The 21,491-nt window shown below is 52.7% G+C and carries 21 protein-coding genes; 6 read left to right on the top strand and 15 right to left on the bottom strand.

The genetic code is table 11. From position 1 onward, the window contains the following. Window positions 1-62 precede the first annotated feature (62 nt). Window positions 63-524 (top strand): YehR family lipoprotein, encoded by a 462-nt coding sequence (locus tag AACU19_RS02315; RefSeq protein ID WP_001353103.1) that lies wholly within the window; start codon window positions 63-65, stop codon window positions 522-524. A 42-nt stretch (window positions 525-566) separates the two neighbouring features. Here the strand turns inward: AACU19_RS02315 and AACU19_RS02310 are convergent, their stop codons facing one another. The 3 genes from AACU19_RS02310 to btsS are packed head-to-tail and all read right to left on the bottom strand — an operon-like array spanning window position 567 to window position 3,485. Then, window positions 567-1,037: a YehS family protein gene (locus AACU19_RS02310; RefSeq protein ID WP_105278026.1), complete on the bottom strand. Its 471-nt coding sequence runs from the start codon at window positions 1,035-1,037 to the stop codon at window positions 567-569. A 46-nt stretch (window positions 1,038-1,083) separates the two neighbouring features. Further along, a complete protein-coding gene (gene btsR, locus AACU19_RS02305; RefSeq protein WP_001353101.1) occupies window positions 1,084-1,803 on the bottom strand; it encodes a two-component system response regulator BtsR in 720 nt (239 codons plus the stop codon). Further along, window positions 1,800-3,485, bottom strand: coding sequence for a two-component regulatory system sensor histidine kinase BtsS (gene btsS / locus AACU19_RS02300; protein WP_024212152.1), 1,686 nt, complete (start codon window positions 3,483-3,485; stop codon window positions 1,800-1,802). The genes btsR and btsS overlap by 4 nt, the downstream gene beginning before the upstream one ends. Window positions 3,486-3,706: 221 nt before the next feature. Here btsS and mlrA point away from each other — a divergent pair, with 221 nt between their 5' ends. Together mlrA and AACU19_RS02290 are read left to right on the top strand one after the other, a co-directional pair. Continuing rightward, a complete protein-coding gene (gene mlrA / locus AACU19_RS02295; protein WP_001240401.1) occupies window positions 3,707-4,438 on the top strand; it encodes an HTH-type transcriptional regulator MlrA in 732 nt (243 codons plus the stop codon). Window positions 4,439-4,497: 59 nt separating this feature from the next. Then, on the top strand, window positions 4,498-4,605 hold the full coding sequence (locus tag AACU19_RS02290; RefSeq protein ID WP_001216963.1) for a protein YohO: 108 nt from the start codon (window positions 4,498-4,500) through the stop codon (window positions 4,603-4,605). Here the strand turns inward: AACU19_RS02290 and yehW are convergent. The 5 genes from yehW to bglX form a co-directional block, all read right to left on the bottom strand. Beyond that, window positions 4,586-5,317, bottom strand: a complete 732-nt coding sequence (gene yehW, locus AACU19_RS02285; protein WP_105278025.1) for a glycine betaine ABC transporter permease YehW — start codon at window positions 5,315-5,317, stop codon at window positions 4,586-4,588. The genes AACU19_RS02290 and yehW overlap by 20 nt on opposite strands. Window positions 5,318-5,321: 4 nt before the next feature. Continuing rightward, entirely contained in the window at window positions 5,322-6,248 is a 927-nt protein-coding gene (yehX, locus tag AACU19_RS02280) for a glycine betaine ABC transporter ATP binding protein YehX (protein WP_105278024.1), read from the bottom strand. Next, the gene (gene yehY, locus AACU19_RS02275) at window positions 6,241-7,398 is read right to left on the bottom strand and encodes a glycine betaine ABC transporter permease YehY (protein WP_032303354.1); all 1,158 of its coding nucleotides are present in this window, start codon (window positions 7,396-7,398) and stop codon (window positions 6,241-6,243) included. Before yehY ends, yehX begins: the two co-directional genes overlap by 8 nt. A 6-nt stretch (window positions 7,399-7,404) precedes the next feature. Continuing rightward, the gene (gene osmF, locus AACU19_RS02270) at window positions 7,405-8,322 is read right to left on the bottom strand and encodes a glycine betaine ABC transporter substrate-binding protein OsmF (protein ID WP_032303355.1); all 918 of its coding nucleotides are present in this window, start codon (window positions 8,320-8,322) and stop codon (window positions 7,405-7,407) included. Between the two features lie 272 nt (window positions 8,323-8,594). Then, window positions 8,595-10,892, bottom strand: a complete 2,298-nt coding sequence (gene bglX / locus AACU19_RS02265) for a beta-glucosidase BglX (RefSeq protein ID WP_000871482.1) — start codon at window positions 10,890-10,892, stop codon at window positions 8,595-8,597. A gap of 195 nt (window positions 10,893-11,087) precedes the next feature. Here bglX and dld point away from each other — a divergent pair, with 195 nt between their 5' ends. After that, the gene (gene dld, locus AACU19_RS02260; RefSeq protein ID WP_000097375.1) at window positions 11,088-12,803 is read left to right on the top strand and encodes a D-lactate dehydrogenase; all 1,716 of its coding nucleotides are present in this window, start codon (window positions 11,088-11,090) and stop codon (window positions 12,801-12,803) included. Between the two features lie 210 nt (window positions 12,804-13,013). Here dld and pbpG read toward each other — a convergent pair whose 3' ends face one another. Together pbpG and AACU19_RS02250 are read right to left on the bottom strand one after the other, a co-directional pair. Beyond that, window positions 13,014-13,946, bottom strand: coding sequence for a D-alanyl-D-alanine endopeptidase (pbpG, locus tag AACU19_RS02255; protein WP_032184587.1), 933 nt, complete (start codon window positions 13,944-13,946; stop codon window positions 13,014-13,016). A 173-nt stretch (window positions 13,947-14,119) separates the two neighbouring features. Then, window positions 14,120-14,707: a Yip1 family protein gene (locus AACU19_RS02250; protein WP_032238975.1), complete on the bottom strand. Its 588-nt coding sequence runs from the start codon at window positions 14,705-14,707 to the stop codon at window positions 14,120-14,122. 169 nt (window positions 14,708-14,876) lie between these two features. Here AACU19_RS02250 and AACU19_RS02245 point away from each other — a divergent pair, with 169 nt between their 5' ends. Further along, the gene (locus AACU19_RS02245) at window positions 14,877-15,455 is read left to right on the top strand and encodes a DedA family protein (protein WP_039020538.1); all 579 of its coding nucleotides are present in this window, start codon (window positions 14,877-14,879) and stop codon (window positions 15,453-15,455) included. Window positions 15,456-15,583: 128 nt separating this feature from the next. Here AACU19_RS02245 and AACU19_RS02240 read toward each other — a convergent pair whose 3' ends face one another. Both AACU19_RS02240 and mdtQ read right to left on the bottom strand, forming a co-directional pair. Next, on the bottom strand, window positions 15,584-16,345 hold the full coding sequence (locus AACU19_RS02240) for an SDR family oxidoreductase (RefSeq protein WP_000079552.1): 762 nt from the start codon (window positions 16,343-16,345) through the stop codon (window positions 15,584-15,586). A gap of 52 nt (window positions 16,346-16,397) precedes the next feature. Beyond that, the gene (gene mdtQ / locus AACU19_RS02235; protein WP_105278023.1) at window positions 16,398-17,834 is read right to left on the bottom strand and encodes a multidrug resistance outer membrane protein MdtQ; all 1,437 of its coding nucleotides are present in this window, start codon (window positions 17,832-17,834) and stop codon (window positions 16,398-16,400) included. A gap of 223 nt (window positions 17,835-18,057) precedes the next feature. On the opposite strand from mdtQ, the gene yohP reads away from it, so the two are divergent. Continuing rightward, the gene (gene yohP / locus AACU19_RS23665) at window positions 18,058-18,141 is read left to right on the top strand and encodes a small membrane protein YohP (RefSeq protein WP_000691708.1); all 84 of its coding nucleotides are present in this window, start codon (window positions 18,058-18,060) and stop codon (window positions 18,139-18,141) included. A 385-nt stretch (window positions 18,142-18,526) separates the two neighbouring features. On the opposite strand, the gene dusC is transcribed toward yohP, so the two are convergent. From dusC to maiA, 3 genes are all read right to left on the bottom strand, one after another. Continuing rightward, window positions 18,527-19,477, bottom strand: coding sequence for a tRNA dihydrouridine(16) synthase DusC (dusC, locus tag AACU19_RS02230; RefSeq protein ID WP_001264872.1), 951 nt, complete (start codon window positions 19,475-19,477; stop codon window positions 18,527-18,529). A gap of 159 nt (window positions 19,478-19,636) precedes the next feature. Beyond that, the gene (locus AACU19_RS02225) at window positions 19,637-20,830 is read right to left on the bottom strand and encodes a 3-hydroxybenzoate 6-monooxygenase (RefSeq protein ID WP_105278022.1); all 1,194 of its coding nucleotides are present in this window, start codon (window positions 20,828-20,830) and stop codon (window positions 19,637-19,639) included. Window positions 20,831-20,844: 14 nt separating this feature from the next. Beyond that, the gene (gene maiA / locus AACU19_RS02220; protein ID WP_000781200.1) at window positions 20,845-21,489 is read right to left on the bottom strand and encodes a maleylacetoacetate isomerase; all 645 of its coding nucleotides are present in this window, start codon (window positions 21,487-21,489) and stop codon (window positions 20,845-20,847) included. Window positions 21,490-21,491 lie beyond the last annotated feature (2 nt).

The raw sequence follows: 21,491 nt of genomic DNA, 5'->3' as shown, positions 1-21,491 counted from the left end.
CATATCCTATATGGCCCCTGGTGTGGTCACCAGTTCCTTGATTAAATAAAATGGAGTTTTACATGAAGGCTTTCAATAAGCTGTTTTCCCTTGTTGTTGCATCTGTTCTGGTTTTCTCTCTTGCTGGCTGCGGTGACAAAGAAGAATCGAAGAAATTTAGCGCTAATCTGAACGGTACTGAAATTGCTATTACCTATGTCTACAAAGGTGACAAGGTTCTTAAGCAATCTTCTGAAACCAAAATTCAATTTGCCTCCATTGGTGCAACCACCAAAGAAGATGCTGCCAAGACACTTGAGCCGTTAAGTGCCAAATATAAAAACATCCCTGGCGTTGAAGAAAAATTAACCTTTACCGATACTTATGCTCAGGAAAACGTGACTATCGATATGGAAAAAGTTGATTTTAAAGCCCTGCAGGGTATTTCAGGTATCAACGTTTCTGCTGAAGATGCCAAAAAAGGTATCACTATGGCGCAAATGGAACTGGTGATGAAAGCCGCTGGTTTTAAAGAAGTGAAATAATCTGTCAGCGGCCATGTTTTTCGCATGGCCGCCATGCCCGTCTTAGCTTTTCTTCACATGCTGGCGCGCTGCCAGTCCACGCAAAAAATAACGTAAAAATTGATCGCCGCATTCGCGGAAGTTTTTATGATCCGGTGCACGCATCATCGCCGTAATTTCCGGCATCGAAACGCGGAACTGCTGTTTGGTAAGGATCGCCAGAATATCATCAGTTTTCAGCGAAAACGCGATACGTAATTTTTTCAGCACGATGTTGTTATTAATGCGACGTTCCGGCTCCAGTGCCGGCGCTGACTCATCCTTGCCACGTTTTTCATAAATCAGGCCATTCAGGAATGAAGACAGAACAATGTCCGGACAACGCTGAAACCCTTCTTCGTCTTCTTTGCGTAGCCAGACGGCGATCTGTTCCGCAGTGGCTTCGACATTACCCAGCGCCAGAATGCGCACCAGGTCGTTATTATTGGCTTTCAAAATGTAGCGCACGCTGCGCAGAATATCGTTACTTAGCATGAGGCCTTCAGGTGTTGATGAGGCAAAAAACCATTTTAGCAGTCTTTTACAGGCCAATCGCCTCTTTTAAACTTTTCAGATAGCGGCGGCTGACCGGAACAGTTAAGCCATTACGTAAAATCAACTCGGCCTGGCCGTTATCTTCCAGACGAATCTCCTGTAAATGCGCGAGGTTAACCAGGTACTGACGATGGCAGCGCAGTAGTGGTGTACGGCTCTCCAGGGTGCGCAAAGTCAGTTCGGTAAAACCTTCTTTCCCTTCGTGGCTGGTAACGTAGACACCGCTCATCCGACTGCTGACAAATGCTACATCTCTCATTTGCAGCAAATAAATCCGACTATGCCCCGTACAAGGGATAAATTTCAGCGCCTGTTGATTTTCCGGTAACAGCGAAACATCCTGCTTGCTGCGCTCCTGACGCAAACGCGCCAGCGTTTTCTCCAGCCGCGCTTCATCAATTGGCTTCAGGAGATAATCAAATGCATGTTCTTCAAAGGCTTTAATGGCGTATTCGTCAAACGCGGTGAGAAAAACGATATACGGACGATGTTCCGGGTCGAGCATCCCCACCATTTCCAGACCGCTAATACGCGGCATCTGGATATCGAGAAACAGCACGTCCGGGCGCAGTTTATGCACCGCGCCGATCCCTTCTACGGCGTTTGAACACTCACCAACGATTTCAATATCGCTCTGCTCCTGCAAAAATACGCGCAGGTTCTCCCGTGCTAACGGTTCGTCATCGACAATTAAGACTTTAATCATGCCTCGTCCCTCCATGGCAGTCGTAACGTTATTCGGGTGTAATTATCAGGTTCACAGGCGACGCTTATCCCATAGTCATCGCCAAACCGTTCACGTAAACGCTTATCCACCAGATTCATCCCCAGCCCGCTGGCATTGGTTACCGGTTGATACAAGCCAGCATTGTCTTCGATCTCCAGCATCAAATGTTGCCCCTCACGTCGGGCGCTGATTGCTACTCGCCCTGTATCCAGCAGTTGTGATGTCCCATGTTTAATGGCGTTTTCCACAATCGGTTGCAGGGTAAACGCGGGCAATTGCTGCTGGGATAATTCTTGCGGAATAGCAATATTGACCTGCAACCGCGACTGGAAGCGCGCCTTTTCAATTTGCAGATAAGCGTTCACATGTTCAATTTCGTCGGCGAGAGTAACAAACTCCGAAGGCCGCTTTAAGTTTTTGCGGAAAAAAGTGGAAAGATACTGCACCAGCTGGCTGGCCTGTTCGCTGTCGCGGCGGATCACCGCTTTAATGGTGTTAAGCGCATTAAACAAAAAATGGGGGTTCACCTGGGCGTGAAGCAGTTTGATCTCTGACTGGGTGAGCATCGCTTTTTGCCGCTCATATTGCCCAGCGAGGATCTGCGCCGAAAGCAGTTGCGCAATCCCCTCGCCCAGCGTGCGGTTGATTGAACTGAATAAACGGTTTTTGGCTTCATACAATTTGATGGTACCCATCACCCGCTGATTTTCACCACGCAACGGAATTACCAGCGTCGACCCCAGTTTGCATTGCGGATGCAACGAGCAACGGTAAGGCACTTCGTTGCCATCGGCGTAGACCACTTCACCGGTTTCAATCGCTTTTAAGGTGTAAGTCGAAGAAATCGGTTTACCAGGTAAATGGTGGTCGTCACCAATTCCGGTAAAGGCCAGCAATTTCTCTCGATCGGTAATCGCGACTGCACCAATATCCAGCTCCTGATACAGCACCTGTGCCACTTTCATGCTGTTCACTTCGTTAAACCCCTGGCGCAAAATGCCTTCCGTCGAGGCCGCCACTTTCAGCGCAGTAGCAGAAAAAGCCGAAGTGTATTTTTCAAACATCGCGCGTTTATCGAGCAATATACGCATAAACAGCGCCGCGCCGACGGTATTGGTGACCATCATTGGCGCAGCAATATTACTCACCAGACGCACCGCATCTTCATAAGGTCGGGCGATCGCCAGGATGATCAACATTTGCACCATTTCAGCGACGAACGTGACGGCACCCGCGGTAATGGGATTAAAGACTTTATCAGTGCGCCCGCGACGGATCAGGATGCTGTGTACCAGGCCGCCGAGCAATCCTTCAACGATGGTCGAGATCATGCAACTTAGCGCGGTCATGCCCCCCATCGAATATCGATGTAACCCGCCGGTCAGACCAACCAGCCCACCGACGACCGGACCGCCGAGTAAGCCGCCCATTACCGCACCAATCGCACGGGTATTGGCAATAGAATCGTCAATGTGCAGCCCAAACCAGGTGCCCATGATGCAGAAGATGGAAAAGACGATGTAGCAGAGAAATTTATGCGGCAGACGAACCGTGACCTGCATTAACGGTATGAATAATGGCGTTTTACTCATTAACCACGCAATGACTAAAAAAACGCACATCTGCTGAAGCAGCAGCAACACCAGATTAAAATCGTACATACCCGCAAACCACACTTCCCTTTAAAACGCGTAACATACATTGCCTGCGTTTAACTTTCTTTGAACTCTTGCAGAAAAATGAGAATTCGTGAGTACGATCACTCAAAATCGCCTGGCAAAAATAAAATCACCCTATAGATGAACAAAAAACGGGCAAAACTACCTGGTTCGCAAAACTGCGTCTAAAGTTAAACTGGGACCTCGCGAGCAAGGGTGAGACGATGGCGCTTTACACAATTGGTGAAGTGGCGTTGCTTTGTGATATTAACCCTGTCACGTTACGCGCGTGGCAGAGGCGTTACGGATTGCTGAAACCGCAACGGACAGACGGCGGTCATCGGCTGTTCAATGATGCCGATATTGACCGGATCCGCGAGATCAAACGCTGGATCGACAACGGCGTGCAGGTCAGCAAAGTTAAAATGCTGCTCAGTAATGAAAATGTTGATGTGCAGAACGGCTGGCGCGATCAGCAAGAAACATTACTGACTTACCTGCAAAGCGGCAATCTGCATAGCCTGCGAACGTGGATCAAAGAGCGCGGTCAGGATTACCCCGCCCAGACACTCACCACGCACCTGTTTATTCCTCTGCGCCGACGGCTTCAGTGCCAACAACCGACTCTCCAGGCGCTGCTGGCGATCCTCGACGGCGTACTGATCAACTACATCGCCATTTGTCTGGCTTCGGCACGTAAAAAACAGGGTAAAGATGCGCTGGTGGTTGGCTGGAATATTCAGGATACCACCCGTCTGTGGCTAGAGGGCTGGATTGCCAGTCAACAAGGATGGCGCATTGATGTCCTCGCCCACTCGCTCAATCAACTACGCCCTGAACTGTTCGAAGGCCGTACATTGCTGGTGTGGTGCGGTGAAAATCGAACCTCTGCCCAACAGCAGCAACTTACCAGTTGGCAGGAACAAGGCCATGATATTTTCCCACTCGGCATTTAATGATTCGTTAACAAATGCGCTTTACTGTACAATCCTTTCGTTAACATAAGGAGTGCATTATGCGCATAGCTAAAATTGGGGTCATCGCCCTGTTCCTTTTTATGGCGTTAGGCGGAATTGGTGGCGTCATGCTCGCAGGTTATACCTTTATTTTGCGTGCTGGCTAAGCGCCTGCACCAGCCTTTCAAACAGGCGGTCTGCGATGATCGCCGCCAGTGCCACCAGTAACGCCCCCTGGATCACATACGCAGTATTAAATCCGCTAAGCCCGATGATGATGGGCGTACCCAGCGTGTTGGCCCCTACCGTTGAGGCGATCGTCGCCGTGCCAATGTTGATAATCACCGAAGTTCGTACACCCGCCAGAATCACCGGAGCTGCCAGCGGTAGCTCAACCTTACGCAGTCGCTGTCCACGGCTCATTCCCATACCTTTCGCAACTTCTGTCACGCTGACATCAATCGCTCCCAGCCCGGCAAGTGTCGCCTGCAGGACGGGCAGCACACCGTACAGGATCAAGGCGATAATCGCCGGTTGCAGACCAAACCCAATCACCGGAACGGCAATCGCCAGCACCGCAACGGGCGGAAAAGTCTGCCCAACGGCGGCAATAGTTTCCACCAGTGGGCGAAATTCCGCGCCCCACGGGCGAGTAACAATAATTCCGGCACCTGTGCCAATGATCACCGCAAACAAACTCGAAATTCCCACCAGCCAGAAATGAGCCAGTGCCAGAGCAGCAAAACTTTCTTGCTGATAAACGGGGCGTGGCAGTTGTGGGAACAAGGCAGAAAACAGCGGCTGGCTGTAAGGCAGCCAGAAAATCAGTGCCACAAACAAAGCAATGAGCCAGAACAGCGGATCGCGCAACATCTTCATACGCTTACGCCTCCACCAGCAGATCCTGAAAATGCAGCGTACCGCAAGGCTGGCCCTGCGTGTTCACCACCGGCAGCACTTCACAACCCCGCGCGACAAACAGGGAGAGCGCATCGCGTAGCGTCATCTCTTCTGCCAGTGCCTCACCTTCTGCCCGTTCTTCGCGACGCACGTAATCCGCCACGCTACGTAACGAAAGCAGGCGGACCCCCAGTTCACTATGCCCAAAAAACTGGCGGACGAAATCATTCGCCGGACGAGTCAGCATCGTCAGCGGATTGCCCTGCTGCACCACTTCACCGTGATCCATCAATACCAGATGTTCTGCCAGCCGTAGCGCCTCATCAATATCATGAGTGACCAGCACAATGGTACGCCCCAACAAACGGTGAATACGCGTCATCTCTTGTTGCAACGCGCCGCGCGTTACCGGGTCCAGTGCGCCAAAAGGTTCATCCATCAGTAAGACTTGCGGATCGGCAGCCAGTGCGCGGGCCACTCCCACACGTTGCTGCTGACCGCCGGAAAGCTGATGCGGATAACGCTCACGCAAATTCGGCTCCAGCCCCAGTAGCGCCATTAATTCGTCAATACGGTCGTCGATCCGCGCCCGCGGCCATTTTTGTAATTGCGGCACAGTAGCAATGTTTTGCGCCACGCTCCAGTGGGGAAACAGGCCAATAGATTGAATGGCATAGCCCATCCGGCGGCGCAACTCCAGCACTGGCAGCGAGCGAATTTCTTCTCCGGCAAAGCGGATCACTCCGCTGTCATGCTCTACCAGACGGTTGATCATTTTCAATGTGGTGGATTTACCGGAGCCTGATGTACCAATCAGCACCGAGAAACTCCCTTCCTGAAAATTGAGATTGAGATCGTTAACGGCTTTTTGTGTGCCGAACAGTTTGCTGACATGGCTAAATTCAATCATTACTTTTCACCTTCAGCAGTGCGATAACCAGATCGAACAGTGCGTCGATCAGCACCGCCAGTACGATTACCGGGATCACCCCCAGCAACACTAAATCAATGGCACTGCTTAGCAGCCCCTGGAAAACCAGCGCACCAAAACCGCCTGCGCCGATTAACGCCGCAATCACCGCCATGCCGACGGTTTGCACCATCACCACCCGCAGGCTGCGCAGAAATACCGGTAACGCCAGCGGTAACTGCACATGCAGGAATCGCTGTGCTCCGTTCAAGCCCATCGCTGTGGCGCTCTCCAGCACATCGTGCGGGATCTGGTTCAAGCCGACTACCACACCGCGCACCAGCGGCAGCAAGGCATAGAGCACCAGCGCAATCAGTGCGGGTGTCATTCCGGTTCCTGCTACGCCGAGCGTTCCCAGCCACGGAAAGGCCGTAACCAGTCCGGCAAGCGGCGCAATCAACAGGCCAAAGAGCGCCACCGAAGGCACGGTCTGAATGACATTCAGCAGAGAAAAAATCGCCCCCTGCCGCGCAGTGGAAAAGTAGCACCAGACGCCCAGCGGCACGCCAATCACTAACGCAGGCAGCACCGCACCAAACAGCAGGGTCAGATGCTGTGCCAGCGCATCATCAAACACATCCTGACGGTTGGCGTATTCTTTCATTAGCGAGAGATCGTTAAGCGCGCCGGAATACAGCAACCACAGCGGAATAATGGCAATCTGCATATGCAACAACCAGCGCCACAGCGGATGCGTGGAGATTCGGCGGATGGCATCGCTACAGGCCAGCAATGCCAGAGCCGCAGCCAGCCAGAAACCACTGCCGAGGCTGGTACGCGCCAGCGCACTGCCATTTTGCGCCAGTTGTGTCGCCGCCTTTCCCGCGCCCCACACCAGCAATATGAAGATGAATTGCGCCAGAATGAGTGCAAAAATGCTGCCTTTTTTACCGGGAATAAAACAGGCGGTCAGCCAGGCGCAACCAACGCCCACCAGCATCCAGATCGTTTGCGGCCACAGCTGCCAGAGATGACGCCCCTCACCCGAGACTAAACGATTAGGCGCGTAACTGATAAACGGCAGCGCCGCTGCGATTGCCGTCAGCAACAGCAGCAGCGCCAGAACAGGATTAATACGGAAATAAGTCACGGGAAATTACTTCGTCCACCCTTTTTGTTTCAGGTAGTCGGCAGCCACTTTTTTGGCATCCAGTCCTTCCACAGCAATGCTGGCATTCAGTTGCTGCAATGTTTTTGCATCGAGGCTGGCGAAGACTGGCTGTAGCCACTGTGCCATTTGCGGATACTCCTTCAACACCGATTCACGCACCACTGGTGCAGGCGCGTAGATAGGCTGAACGCCTTGCGGATCGCTTAAGGTTTGCAGCCCCAGCGCCGCTACGGGGCCGTCGGTACCGTAAGCCATAGCGGCATTAACGCCAGAGGTTTGCTGGGCAGCGGCTTTGATTGTCACCGCCGTGTCGCCACCGGCCAGTGACAGCAACTGATCCTGACCGAGCTTAAAGCCATAGGCTTTTTCAAATGCAGGTAACGCATCAGCGCGTTCGATAAACTCTGCCGAAGCCGCCAGTTTGAAGGTGCCACCGTCTTTCAGATAACGACTCAGGTCGGCAAGCGAAGTGAGTTTGTTTTTCTCTGCAACATCCTGACGCACGGCGATGGTCCAGGTGTTATTTGCAGGCGCGGGCGTCAGCCAGATTAACTTGTTTTGCTCTGCATCGAGTTTTTTGACTTTCTCGTAGCCCTGCCCGGCATTTTTCCACGCTGCATCGTTTTCATCTTTAAAGAAAAACGCGCCATTGCCAGTATATTCCGGATAGATATCCAGTTCACCGGAAGTAATCGCCCCGCGCACCACGGGAGTCGTTCCCAGTTGCACTTTATTGACCGTTGGTACGCCGTGACTTTCCAGCACCTGCAAAATGATATTGCCGAGCAGCGCGCCTTCGGTATCGATTTTCGAACCGACTTTAACGGCTGAAGCCGCCTGTAGCGGCAGGCTCACGGCTGCCAACAAAACCAGTGAACCTGCCCAGAGCTTTGAGAGTGGCATGATGCTTTCCTCATTCTTTTACTGTTGTTTTCAGCGAATTAAGAGAAAAGCATAGTTGATAATGGCGGGGTTAGCCTGAGCGGAAGGATTCAGTTGCAGAATCAGATAAATACTTAAAGGGCATATTTTGCCCGGCGTTTCTTGCCGGATGCGGCGTAAACGCCTTATCCGGCCTACAAACAGCGAAAATTCAAGAGGTTAAAAACCCCTGAAGGCCTGATAAGCGCAACGCATCAGGCAAAGGGCGCAGACGTCTCGCCCTTACTAAAGCATTACAGCAACTCAAACTCACCTTTCTTAACGCGCGCGGAATCAGTGCCGATGAAGACATTGAATTTGCCAGGCTCGGCGTCATATTTCATCTGTTGATTCCAGAACTTCAGCGCCTCAATATCGATCGGGAAGCTAACAGTCTGAGTTTCGCCCGGTTTCAGGGTGATTTTCTCAAAGCCTTTCAGCTGCTTCACCGGGCGACTCATGGAAGCCGTCACATCCTGCAAGTACATCTGCACTACCGTCGCCCCTTCGCGCTTACCGGTGTTCGTCACCTGCACACTGGCGGTCACTTTGCCGTCACGCTTCATGGTCGGCGCAGAAAGTTTCACATCAGAGACGGTGAAGGTGGTATAGCTCAGACCATAGCCGAACGGATACAGCGCCCCGTTAGCTTCATCAAAATAACGCGAAGTGTATTTGTTCGGCTTGTCGGCATTATACGGCCGACCGGTATTCAGATGGCTGTAGTACACCGGGATCTGCCCGACAGAACGCGGGAAGGACATCGGCAGCTTGCCCGACGGGTTGTAATCGCCAAACAACACATCGGCAATCGCATTACCGCCTTCAGTCCCCGCAAACCAGGTTTCCAGAATCGCATCAGCCTGCTGATCTTCTTTCACCAGCGCCAGTGGACGTCCGTTCATCAGCACCAGCACCAGCGGTTTACCGGTGGCTTTCAGCGCCGCAATCAAGTCACGTTGGCTTTGTGGAATAGTGATATCGGTACGGCTGGAGGCTTCGTGCGCCATCCCCTGAGCTTCACCGACCACAGCCACCACCACATCAGATTGTTTTGCAGTCTGCACCGCTTCATCAATCATCTCTTGGGGCGAGCGCGGATCGACTTTGACCGCTTCTTCATACTGATTCAGGAAATCGATAATGCCTTTGTCACTGGTAACGTTCGCACCTTTGGCATACAGCACCTTGCCGTTTTCACCGACGGCGTTTTTAATCCCGGTCAGTACGGTCACAGATTGATCGGCAACACCGGCTGCGGACCAGCTGCCCATCACGTCACGTTTGCTGTCCGCCAGTGGCCCTACCACCGCAATGGTTGCCGATTTTTTCAGCGGCAGCGTTTCAAGGCGGTTTTTCAGCAATACCAGGCTTTCGCGCGCCACTTCACGCGCTTCTTTGCGGTGCAGGCGGCTTTCAGCATTGGTATCCACCGGGTCAGACTCTTTCGGTCCAAGGTGGCTGTATGGGTCGTTGAACAGCCCCATATCATATTTGACGTTCAGCACGTGGCGGGCAGCGTCGTCCAGCTCTGCCATCGTCACTTTGCCGGATTTGATCAAACCGGGCAGATACTTCGAGTAGTACTCGTCGCTCATACTCATGTTGATCCCGGATTTCAGCGCCACGCGCACCGCATCTTCCGGGTCTGCCGCTGTGCCATGTTTAATCAGCTCTTTGATTGCACCGTGATCGGAAACGGTGATGCCTTTAAAGCCCCACTGGTCGCGCAGAACATCTTTCAGCAGCCAGGAGTCGGAGGTGGCTGGCGTGCCGTTCAGCGAGTTCAGAGCCACCATTACCGCACCGCTGCCTGCATCCAGCCCCGCTTTGTACGGCGGCATATAGTCGTTAAACAGGCGCTGCGGACTCATATCGACGGTGTTGTACTCTTTACCACCTTCTACCGCGCCGTAAGCGGCAAAGTGTTTGACGCTGGTCATCACCGAGTAGCGATCTGCCGGGCTTTTACCCTGCATCGCTTCCACCATGGTCTTACCCATAATCGAAGTGAGATACGTATCTTCGCCAAAACCTTCGGAAGCACGTCCCCAGCGCGGATCGCGCGAGACATCGACCATCGGTGCCCAGGTCATGTTCAGGCCATCATCTGCGGCTTCATAAGCAGAGACACGCCCGACCGTTTTCACCGCATCGAGGTTAAAAGACGAGGCCAGACCGAGGCTAATCGGGAAAACCGTGCGTTGACCGTGCAGCACATCGTAAGCAAAGAAGAGAGGAATTTTCAGGCGGCTCAGTTCCATCACCTGATCCTGCATGGCGCGGATATCCTGACGGGTTACGGTGTTGAAAATCGCTCCAACCTGCCCGTCTTTGATCATCTCGCGGATCGCCTCTTTCGGGTTATCCGGGCCGACGCTGATTAAGCGCAGCTGACCAATTTTCTCATCAACTGTCATTTTCTTGAGCAGTTCGGTGACGAACGCATCCCGCGCTTCAGGCGTTAATGGATGGTTACCGAATAAATCATCCGCCAGTGCTGGTTGCAGGGCCAGACTCACTGCGATACCTACTGAACATAGCCATTTCATATGGATTATTCTTCCTCTGTTGCCCGACGAGGCAGCGAAAATGGTGCAAAAACCGTAGTTTGCCATAAGCATGATGGAGAGAGAAAAAGAATGCTCAGTTTATTGTCTGAATTTTCAAAATATTCACTCGCTGAATTGTCATACAAGGCGCTATTCTAGTTTGTGATATTTTTTCGCCACCACAAGGAGTGGAAAATGTCTTCCATGACAACAACTGATAATAAAGCCTTTTTGAATGAACTTGCCCGTCTGGTCGGTCATTCACACCTGCTCACCGATCCCGCAAAAACGGCCCGCTATCGCAAGGGCTTCCGTTCTGGTCAGGGCGACGCGCTGGCTGTCGTTTTCCCTGGCTCACTACTGGAATTGTGGCGGGTGCTGAAAGCCTGCGTCACCGCCGACAAAATTATTCTGATGCAGGCTGCCAATACAGGTCTGACCGAAGGCTCGACGCCAAACGGTAACGACTATGATCGCGATATCGTGATCATCAGCACCCTGCGTCTCGACAAGCTGCACGTTCTTGGCAAGGGCGAACAGGTGCTGGCCTATCCGGGCACCACGCTTTATTCGCTGGAAAAAGCCCTCAAACCGCTGGGACGCGAACCGCACTCGGTGATTGGCTCATCGTGTATAGGCGCATCGGTCATCGGCGGTATTTGTAACAACTCCGGAGGCTCGCTGGTGCAGCGTGGCCCGGCGTATACCGAAATGTCGTTATTCGCGCGTATAAATGAAGACGGCAAACTGACGCTGGTGAACCATCTGGGGATTGATCTCGGCGAAACGCCGGAGCAGATCCTTAGCAAGCTGGATGACGATCGCATCAAAGATGACGATGTGCGCCACGATGGTCGTCACGCCCACGATTATGACTATGTTCACCGCGTTCGGGATATTGAAGCCGACACACCCGCACGTTATAACGCCGACCCGGATCGCCTGTTTGAATCCTCCGGTTGCGCCGGAAAACTGGCCGTCTTTGCGGTACGTCTTGATACCTTCGAAGCAGAAAAAAATCAGCAGGTGTTTTATATCGGCACCAACCAGCCGGAAGTACTGACCGAAATCCGCCGCCATATCCTGGCTAATTTCGAGAACCTGCCGGTTGCCGGGGAATATATGCACCGGGATATCTACGATATTGCGGAAAAATACGGCAAAGACACCTTCCTGATGATTGATAAGTTAGGCACCGACAAGATGCCGTTCTTCTTTAATCTCAAGGGACGCACCGATGCGATGCTGGAGAAAGTGAAATTCTTCCGTCCGCATTTTACCGACCGTGCGATGCAAAAATTCGGTCACTTGTTCCCCAGCCATTTACCACCGCGCATGAAAAGCTGGCGCGATAAATATGAACATCATCTGCTGTTAAAAATGGCGGGCGATGGCGTCGGCGAAGCTAAATCGTGGCTGGTGGATTATTTCAAACAGGCCGAGGGCGATTTCTTTGTCTGTACGCCGGAAGAAGGCAGCAAAGCGTTTTTACACCGTTTCGCCGCTGCGGGCGCAGCAATTCGTTATCAGGCGGTGCATTCCGATGAAGTCGAAGACATTCTGGCACTGGATATCGCTCTGCGGCGTAACGACACCGAGTGGTATGAGCATTTACCGCCGGAGATCGACTGCCAGCTGGTGCACAAGCTCTATTACGGCCATTTTATGTGCTATGTCTTCCATCAGGATTACATCGTTAAAAAAGGCGTGGATGTGCATGCGTTGAAAGAACAGATGCTGGAACTGCTACAGCAGCGCGGCGCGCAATACCCTGCCGAGCATAACGTCGGTCATTTGTATAAAGCACCGGAGACGTTGCAGAAGTTCTATCGCGAGAACGATCCGACCAACAGCATGAATCCGGGGATCGGTAAAACCAGTAAGCGGAAAAACTGGCAGGAAGTGGAGTAAATACGGCTGGATGCCTGATGCAGACGTAGGCCTGATAAGATGCGCAAGCATCGCATCAGGCATCGTGCTCCGAATGCCGGATGCGGCGTGAACGCCTTATCCTGCCTACGGACGCGTCACGTTTGTAGGCCTGATAAGATGCGCAAGCATCGCATCAGGCATTGTGCTCCGAATGCCGGATGCGGCGTAAACGCCTTATCCTGCCTACCCTTAATCGTTCTGCGCCGTCTGCCCCGCCGCCGCCATCTGGGCGGCTTTTTGTTTTTTATAGCTCAACGCTGCTGCCGGAACAGGCATCACTTTACCGGTTTCAATCCAGGTACGCAGGCGGCTGGCATCGGCGAAATGGGTATATTTGCCAAACGCGTCCATCACTACCAGCGCCACCGGTTTATTATTGATAACCGTGCGCATCACCAGACAATGGCCCGCCGCATTGGTAAAGCCGGTTTTGGTTAACTGAATATTCCAGTTATCGCGATACACCAGATGATTAGTATTGCGGAACGGCAGCGTATACGTCGGGTTAGAGAAGGTTGCCATATCTTCCCGGGTAGTACTTAACTGCCCGATCAATGGATATTGTTTGCTGGCAATAAGCAGTTTGGTTAAGTCACGGGCAGTTGAAACGTTATGCACCGACAATCCGGTCGGTTCAACAAAGCGCGTGTTGTTCATTCCGAGCGATTTCGCTTTCGCATTCATCGCCTTAATAAATGCTTTGTAACCACCGGGATAATGGTGCGCAAGGCTTGCCGCCGCGCGGTTTTCTGAAGACATCAGCGCCAGCAACAGCATCTCTTTACGGCTGATTTCGCTGTTCAGTCGTACGCGCGAATAGACCCCTTTCATCTCCGGCGTCTGGCTGATATCCACTTTTAGTTTTTCATCCAGCGGCAATCGTGCATCCAGCACAACCATCGCGGTCATTAATTTACTGATAGACGCAATCGGACGCACCAAATCCGGGTGGTTCGAATAGATCACTTTGTTGGTATTCAGATCAACAATCATCGCGCTACCGGAGGCAATTTCCGGCTGTGAAGCGGTGGTAGCGGCTGCCGTTTTCGCAACGGCCTGCGGTGCAAAAGGCACAGCCAGCATCAGGGCCAGGCTAAATAAAGAAACTCGAAATTTCGGCATGATGAGCATTCAGATAGTGGTTCACGCGCACAGGTTGCGCACCGCCGGAGTAAGGATTTACTGAGGCTAGCGACGCCATCATAACGAGCAAAAAGTGCGATCGTCAAAGGAGAATCGTGAGGAAATGCTGCATTGCTGACATTTACGCCAGCAATGCAACACAAAAGAACTTTCTAGAACAAACGATAACCGTAACCCCATAGTATAACGGTAAGGGCGAGCAGCACTTCCAGTACCAGCACGCCAATCGCCAGCGTCGAACTGGAGAAGCTAAGGCCTTCCTCTTTGTTGATATTCAGGAAGCTTGGAATACCGAGATAAAGCAGGTAGCCGGTGTAAAACAGCGCCACCGTGCCGACCAGCGCACACAACCAGACCAGCGGGTAAAGCGCCACCAGACCGCTTAAAAACAGCGGCGTCGCAACGTAACCCGCGAAGACCATACAGTGCGCAAGCGACGGACGCTGCGGATAATTGCGCGCCATCCACCAGATGATCCGCCCCATCACCGCGACCCCAGCCAGCATAACGCCATAAAACAAGACAGCCAGCGCCAGTCCGGTAAACCAGGATAACTTCAGGATGGTGCCATCGCCAAAATTCCAGCCAATTTGTGTGGTGCCAATGAAGGCGCAAATCACCGGAATCGCCGCCATCAGCAAAACGTGGTGGGTGTAATGGTGAGAAATCGTTTCGTTTTCGCGATTAATCACCTGCATTTCACGATCGGGATGGGAAAACAGTCCCCAGACATGGCTCATACCGCCCCCTTGTTGTGAGTTCATGAACCTGACAGTTCAAGTATAAGTCAGCTTGTGATTATTTTTTGTGCATTCATAGAATTTGCACCGTCTGATGAGCGTCCTTTTTCAGCGTGAATGATTCACAGGGTGTATGCTTACAAGCAACCAAAGGGAGACAGACGGGCCTATGGATCTCAATACACTCATCTCACAATATGGTTATGCCGCGCTGGTGCTCGGAAGTCTGGCGGAAGGTGAAACCGTGACGTTGCTGGGAGGCGTTGCGGCACATCAGGGGTTATTAAAGTTCCCGCTGGTGGTACTTTCTGTAGCGCTTGGCGGCATGATTGGCGACCAGGTGCTTTATCTGTGCGGGCGGCGGTTTGGTGGCAAGCTGTTACGCCGCTTCTCTAAGCATCAGGATAAAATTGAGCGGGCGCAGAAACTTATCCAGCGCCATCCGTATCTGTTTGTCATTGGTACGCGTTTTATGTATGGCTTTCGGGTCATTGGCCCGACGCTGATTGGTGCCAGCCAGCTGCCGCCGAAAATCTTTCTGCCGCTGAATATTCTCGGCGCATTTGCCTGGGCGTTGATTTTTACCACTATCGGTTATGCTGGTGGTCAGGTGATTGCGCCGTGGTTGCACAATCTCGACCAGCATTTGAAGCACTGGGTCTGGTTGATTCTGGTCGTGGTTCTGGTGGTTGGCGTGCGCTGGTGGCTGAAACGACGCGGGAAGAAAAAGCCGGATAATCAGGCGTAAAACCATTGCCTAGAATAAGGCGTTTGCGCCGCATCCGACATCCGTCGCACCATGCCTGATGCGACGCTTGCACGTCTTATCATGCCTACCAAATATTACCCATTGAAATAACCACGCACCTCACTGCGCTATTCTGGGTTGAACTGCGGATTCGCCAGCATAAAGCCACCATCGACAATTAACGACTGCCCGGTGGTGTAATTTGCGCCTTCAGAGCATAACCACGCCACCAGGCTGGCAATCTCATGCGTTGCGCCGAAACGCCGCAGGGGAATCGAAGGCTCCGCGTCGGGCTTCACGTCGCCGTCATCCATGCCATTCATTGGTGTGGCGATAGCCCCAGGCGCGACTGCATTCACCAAAATCTTATGCCTGACCAGCTCAAGCGCCATCGCTTTGGTTAGCCCACCGAGTGCATGTTTAGCGGCTGTATAGGCGCTGGCATCCGGCAGCGGCGTATGCTCATGTACCGACGTAATGTTGATGATGCGACCGCCCTGCCCTTGTTTCACCATCTGGCGGGCCGCAATTTGCGAGCATAAAAATGCACCATCAACATCAACGGTAAAAATCTTGCGCCACTCATCGAAAGCCATATCAAGAAACGGTGCTTTGGTCATTGTGCCCGCATTATTCACGAGCACATCGATGCGCCCCAGCCGTTGAATAAGTTTCTCCAGCGCCAGTGCCCCCTCTGGCAGTTTACCGAGATCGAGCTGCACCATCTCCGCACGTACGCCGTGGCTAACCACCTCACGCGCGGTATCTTTTGCCCCTTCTTCATCTGAGTGCCAGGTAATACCAATATCAAAACCCTGCTGCGCCAGTAATAACGCGCACTCTTTGCCGATCCCCGAATCGGAAGCGGTAATAATCGCGACCTGTGCCATCGAGTTCTCCACTTAACGCTGAATAAACGTTAAGTATAGAAGGCGCATATCATCAACGTTTGTACCCCCCGCCCAGCGCCCCGGTGAGTTGAACGGAGGCATCCAGCAACTGCCCTTGCAATAACAGGCCATTGGCACGCTCACGCAGCGCCGGGATTCTGGCTTCGCTGACGCGGGAACCAGCAATGATACCCGCGTTAAAGCGCGCCTGTGCAAGACCTACCACACGTAAGGCATCGCGTTCAATTTGCGCCTGATGCAGGTTTTTCTCGGCCAATGTCTGAACCTGACTGGCAGCCCGCGCCACATCATTCACCGCTTCAACCACCGCTTTGTTGTAGCTGGCGATCGACAAGTTGCTTTCGGCTTTTGCAATATCGAGGTTGGCGTTAAGACGACCACTATCGAAAATGGGTAGCGTCAGGCCTGCCGTAACGCCCATTTGCTGCGCGGAATGACGGAACAAATCGCTTAAGTGCAACGCATCCTGTTGCAGGAAGGCCATCAGGTTGATGTCAGGATAAAATGCCGCTTTTGCCGCATCAATGGTGCTTAACGATGACTCAACGTACCAATGCGCTGCCTGCAAATCTGCCCGCCGTGCCAGCAATGAATACCCCAGTTCATCAGGAAGCTGACTTGCCACTTTCGGCAACTCAACCGGTTTAAGCTTCAATGACTTTATCTGGTGATTTGTAAGTGCGCTTAACCGTGCCTCAATAATTTTCATTTTTCCCACGACATCGTTGAGCTGCTGCCGAGTCTTGCTGGCATTAATATCGGTTTCCACACCTTCAACTGAAGAAATAATCCCGTTCTGATATAGCTGGCGATCGGTCGCGATAATGGTGTTCTGCTCTTTTTCGATTTGCTGCAAAACAGTGTTTAACGCTGCCTGGGTTTGCCACTCCCAGTAAAGGCGGGCAACGCTGCCAGCCAGCAATTGGCGGGTTTGCTCGCGTTCCGCCGCCCGTGCTTTAACTGTACCCAGGCGAGCAGTAACCTCCGCCCGATTCTTTCCCCAAATATCAAGATGCCAGCCCGCCGTTAAGCCAAAAGTACCATTGGTGTACCACGGACCGGTCGTACCTGCGGCAGGATCGTTCAGAGCAAACGGCCCCATTAGCCCTTCTGCCGACATTTTTTGCCGCTCCATATCCGCAGAAAAATCGATCTGAGGGCCATCCTGAGTGGCAACTGCCTTCGCCTGGGCTTCAGCCAGCTGAATGCGCTGTTCAGCCACCTGCATATCCGGTGCGTTCTGCAGTGCATAGTTAATTAATGAAGTGAGTTGATTATCGTGATACTCCAGCCACCATTGGCTGTCTGGCCAACCATTTTTCAGCGCCGTGGGTAATGCGGTGTCAACTTGCGCAGCGGGTGTTTGCTGGCTTAACGCCTGGCGGGTTTCATGCATAGGCGCACACCCGGCCAGCATCAGTAACAGAGGAAAACAGGCGATGGCTGGGTAAAAGGAATCACGATTCATGGAGGAATAGTCAGGTAAGAAAAGGTGCGCGGAGATTACCGTGTGATGCAATATATTTTTTAGTTTCGCGTGGCAATACATCAGTGGCAATAAAACGACATATTCAGAAAAATATACAGTAAGTGAATGATATTCTCCGATTTATCTTAATCACTTATGAGTAACGGCAAAGGGCTTCGTTTTTTCCTATACTTATTCGACACTCACAAATAAAGGAACGCCAATGAAAATTATACTCTGGGCTGTATTGATTATTTTCCTGATTGGACTACTGGTGGTGACTGGCGTATTTAAGATGATATTTTAAAAATCAGATATGGCATATAAGTTGTCAGGTCAGGAACTCGATATTTTGTGTACTTGATTTGCAAACGCTCCGGTGTTGGTGGCGTCAAAATCGCTGAAGCGTCCCCGAAGGCCGGGACAGCCCACATGAAGGTGGGCTGAGGGCGCGTTTTACAGGGACGTTAACTTGCGCACGACACGGTAGACGAAGGGGATAAGCTGAAGGTACCGCGCAACGGCGATTTTGTTCGCCAGAGCCCGGGGATGCAGGGGGAGGAGGCGATTGTCCTCCCCCTGCGCGCGCCTTGCGCCAGTGGCAATATATGGCTTAGCTCATGAAAGGAGCGCAACAAGATGATGAAGCTGAATAAGCGATTCATTGTCTCTGGTAAGCTGCGATTCCACTATTATCGCAGCTTATCGATATCAATTGCCTGAATAGCCCTTGCAATATCAGGGGAATTATTCAACACCCGAACATGCTGAAATAATTCCGTTGCTTCATCGTATTCTTTACGCAAATAACTCAACCACTGTTTAATCCGCGCAACGTGATATAACCCAGTATCGCCCTGCTTTTCCAGACGGGTATATTTTTGTAGCAAAGCAACCACCTCCGGCCACGGCATTCGCGGTTCGTTATATTTTACCACTCGGCTCAGATTGGGAATATTGAGCGCTCCGCGACCAATCATCACCGCGTCACAGCCGCTGATCGCCATACACTGTTGCGCGCTCTGCCAGTCCCAGATTTCACCGTTGGCAATCACCGGAATATTCAGCCGTTGGCGAATCTCGCCAATCGCCTGCCAGTCAATATGCTCCGCGCGGTACCCCTGCTCTTTTGTCCGCCCATGCACCACCAACTCCGTAGCGCCAGCCTGTTGAACCGCATCGGCGATTTCAAATTTCTTCTCACCGCTGTCCCAGCCCAGACGCACTTTCACACTGACGGGCAAATGCGCCGGTACAGCTTCACGCATCGCTTTTGCACCCTGGTAGATGAGTTCAGGATCTTTGAGTAGTGTCGCCCCGCCGCCGCTACCGTTAACCGTTTTCGACGGACAGCCGCAATTAAGATCCACACCCCAGGAACCTAACTCCACCGCACGGGCGGCGTTCTCTGCCAGCCATTGTGGGAACTGACCCAGCAATTGCACGCGCACCAGCGTACCGGATGGCGTTCGGCTGGCGTTTTGTAGCTCCGGGCAAATGCGATGAAAAACTTTTACCGGCAGCAGTTGATCCACCACGCGGACAAACTCGGTGATGCACAGATCGTAGTCGTTAACTTCGGTCAGCAATTCACGCACCAGAGAGTCGAGTACACCCTCCATCGGCGCCAGTAACACACGCATATCATCACCCGCAAAAAAATGAGGCGCTATGTTAGCGCCTCTGGTGTTTGCAGACAAACTGACTTACTGATTAATTCGGGCAAGATTTTTCCCCTCACCCTGACCCTCTCCCCAAAGGGGCGAGGGGACCGTCCGTGCACCTGATTGGGTAAGAAGTACTCAGCGTGGTTGCAGACAGTTATCTTCTTTCCAGCCGTACAGCCACTCCATGCCGCGATAAAACTCTGCCTGCGATTTCCCTTTCCACAGCAGGTTACGTACCTGACGTTCTACCCCTGCGGCGTGATAAACCCGCCCCATTTCACGGGTCGACCAGACGATGCGCGCGGTACGCGGAATACGTACCGACTCATACAGCGCAAAAGCTTGCGCCGCATCACCCTCACACTGCGCCAGCGCCTTACCCAGCGTTACTGCATCTTCCAGCGCCATACAGGCACCTTGTGCCATATACTGCGCCACCGGATGGGCCGCATCGCCCACCAGCGTAATGCGGTTAGTCCCCCATTTCCCTACCGGTTCACGATCGGCAGTTGACCAGCGTCGCCATGAAGTCGGTTTATCCAGCATCTGGCGCGGACGCGGGTGAATCCCCTCAAAGTAAGAGAGCACTTCCTCTTTACTGCCATCCTTCACGCCCCACTCTTCCTGCTGGCGGCTGTGGAATGTCACCACCAGGTTATACTGCGTGCCGCCGCGCAAAGGGTAATGCACCAGGTGACAGTGCGGCCCCGCCCACAGTACCGGTGCGTTAATGCGCAAATCTTCCGGCATATCGGCACAATCGATAACCGCACGGTAGACAACATGTCCGGTGACACGCGGCGCATCGCCCAATAAGCTCTGGCGTACCACTGACTTCACGCCGTCACAGCCAATCAGAATATCGCCGGTCCAGCTATTGCCGCGATCGTCAAACACGGTGACATCGTCTTCCGTCTCGCGAATATCCACGACGTTGGTGGAGGTGTGATATTCCACGTCCGGATGCGTCAGTACCGCTTCCCACACCGAGGCGTGAATATCAACCCGGTGGATCACCGCGTAAGGACCGCCGAAATGGTCACGAAAGGCCTGCCCGGTTTCAATGCGCACCACTTCTTCGGCGTTCACCGCATCCATCATGGTAATGTGATCGGTAAACACCGCGCGCTGGCGGGCAACTTCGCCGACGCCGAGGCTGTCCAGCGCCGAAAACGCATTTGGCCCCAACTGGATGCCCGCGCCAATCTCACCGATCTCATGCGCCTTTTCCAGCAGCACCACTTTGATCCCCAGGCGGGCCAGTGACAGCGCAGTTGCCGCACCGCCGATCCCGCCTCCCACAATTACTGCGCGTGTCACTTTCGTCATTATAGTTCTCCTGGTCAGGCTGAAATTTTATCTTGTTGATTTTCTGGCGCTGCGGCAATGAACGCTGGCAGCTGTGTGCAGGCGTCGTACACCGCTTTGCAGCGTGGATACCCGCTCAAATCGCAGTTCATGCGTAGCGCGTTTGCCCACTGCGGGACAAGGCAGCAATCTGCCAGCGTCGGCGTCTCGCCCACACAAAATTGCCCCGACTGGTTCTGGCGCAACAGTTGTTCCACCGCGCTTAACCCTTGCCGGATCCAGTGCGCATACCAACGTTTTTTTTCTTCTTCACTGACGTTCAGTTCTTCGGTCAGGTAGCGCAGCACGCGCAAGTTATTCAATGGATGAATATCACAAGCGATGGCATAGACAATTTCCAGCACCTTGTTGCGGGCCGGTTCTTCCTGCGGCACCAGCGGAACTTGCGGGTAGTGCCTCTCCAGCCAGTCAATAATCGCCAGCGATTGTCCGAGTGATTCGCCCTCGTCAGTCAGCAGCGTCGGCACCAGCCCGACCGGATTCATCCGCCGATAGGCCAGTTCATTTTGCTGACCAATGCGGATATTCACCCCTTCGGTCTGGTAATTAATGCCTTTCAGCGCCAGCGCAATGCGTACCCGGTACGATGCTGAACTATTAAAAAAACTGTACAGCTTCATCA

The organism is Escherichia sp. MOD1-EC4550, from assembly GCF_963876935.1.
Classification (GTDB): domain Bacteria; phylum Pseudomonadota; class Gammaproteobacteria; order Enterobacterales; family Enterobacteriaceae; genus Escherichia; species Escherichia coli_F.
This window is presented reverse-complemented; position numbering and strand designations above follow the sequence as displayed.

Bases quoted from the DNA above. Each gene is read 5' to 3' on its own strand.
- AACU19_RS02315 (WP_001353103.1), top strand. From the start codon at position 63: ATGAAGGCTTTCAATAAGCTGTTTTCCCTTGTTGTTGCATCTGTTCTG.
- AACU19_RS02310 (WP_105278026.1), bottom strand. From the start codon at position 1,037: ATGCTAAGTAACGATATTCTGCGCAGCGTGCGCTACATTTTGAAAGCC.
- btsR (WP_001353101.1), bottom strand. From the start codon at position 1,803: ATGATTAAAGTCTTAATTGTCGATGACGAACCGTTAGCACGGGAGAAC.
- btsS (WP_024212152.1), bottom strand. From the start codon at position 3,485: ATGTACGATTTTAATCTGGTGTTGCTGCTGCTTCAGCAGATGTGCGTT.
- mlrA (WP_001240401.1), top strand. From the start codon at position 3,707: ATGGCGCTTTACACAATTGGTGAAGTGGCGTTGCTTTGTGATATTAAC.
- AACU19_RS02290 (WP_001216963.1), top strand. From the start codon at position 4,498: ATGCGCATAGCTAAAATTGGGGTCATCGCCCTGTTCCTTTTTATGGCG.
- yehW (WP_105278025.1), bottom strand. From the start codon at position 5,317: ATGAAGATGTTGCGCGATCCGCTGTTCTGGCTCATTGCTTTGTTTGTG.
- yehX (WP_105278024.1), bottom strand. From the start codon at position 6,248: ATGATTGAATTTAGCCATGTCAGCAAACTGTTCGGCACACAAAAAGCC.
- osmF (WP_032303355.1), bottom strand. From the start codon at position 8,322: ATGCCACTCTCAAAGCTCTGGGCAGGTTCACTGGTTTTGTTGGCAGCC.
- bglX (WP_000871482.1), bottom strand. From the start codon at position 10,892: ATGAAATGGCTATGTTCAGTAGGTATCGCAGTGAGTCTGGCCCTGCAA.
- dld (WP_000097375.1), top strand. From the start codon at position 11,088: ATGTCTTCCATGACAACAACTGATAATAAAGCCTTTTTGAATGAACTT.
- pbpG (WP_032184587.1), bottom strand. From the start codon at position 13,946: ATGCCGAAATTTCGAGTTTCTTTATTTAGCCTGGCCCTGATGCTGGCT.
- AACU19_RS02250 (WP_032238975.1), bottom strand. From the start codon at position 14,707: ATGAGCCATGTCTGGGGACTGTTTTCCCATCCCGATCGTGAAATGCAG.
- AACU19_RS02245 (WP_039020538.1), top strand. From the start codon at position 14,877: ATGGATCTCAATACACTCATCTCACAATATGGTTATGCCGCGCTGGTG.
- AACU19_RS02240 (WP_000079552.1), bottom strand. From the start codon at position 16,345: ATGGCACAGGTCGCGATTATTACCGCTTCCGATTCGGGGATCGGCAAA.
- mdtQ (WP_105278023.1), bottom strand. From the start codon at position 17,834: ATGAATCGTGATTCCTTTTACCCAGCCATCGCCTGTTTTCCTCTGTTA.
- yohP (WP_000691708.1), top strand. From the start codon at position 18,058: ATGAAAATTATACTCTGGGCTGTATTGATTATTTTCCTGATTGGACTA.
- dusC (WP_001264872.1), bottom strand. From the start codon at position 19,477: ATGCGTGTGTTACTGGCGCCGATGGAGGGTGTACTCGACTCTCTGGTG.
- AACU19_RS02225 (WP_105278022.1), bottom strand. From the start codon at position 20,830: ATGACGAAAGTGACACGCGCAGTAATTGTGGGAGGCGGGATCGGCGGT.
- maiA (WP_000781200.1), bottom strand. From the start codon at position 21,489: ATGAAGCTGTACAGTTTTTTTAATAGTTCAGCATCGTACCGGGTACGC.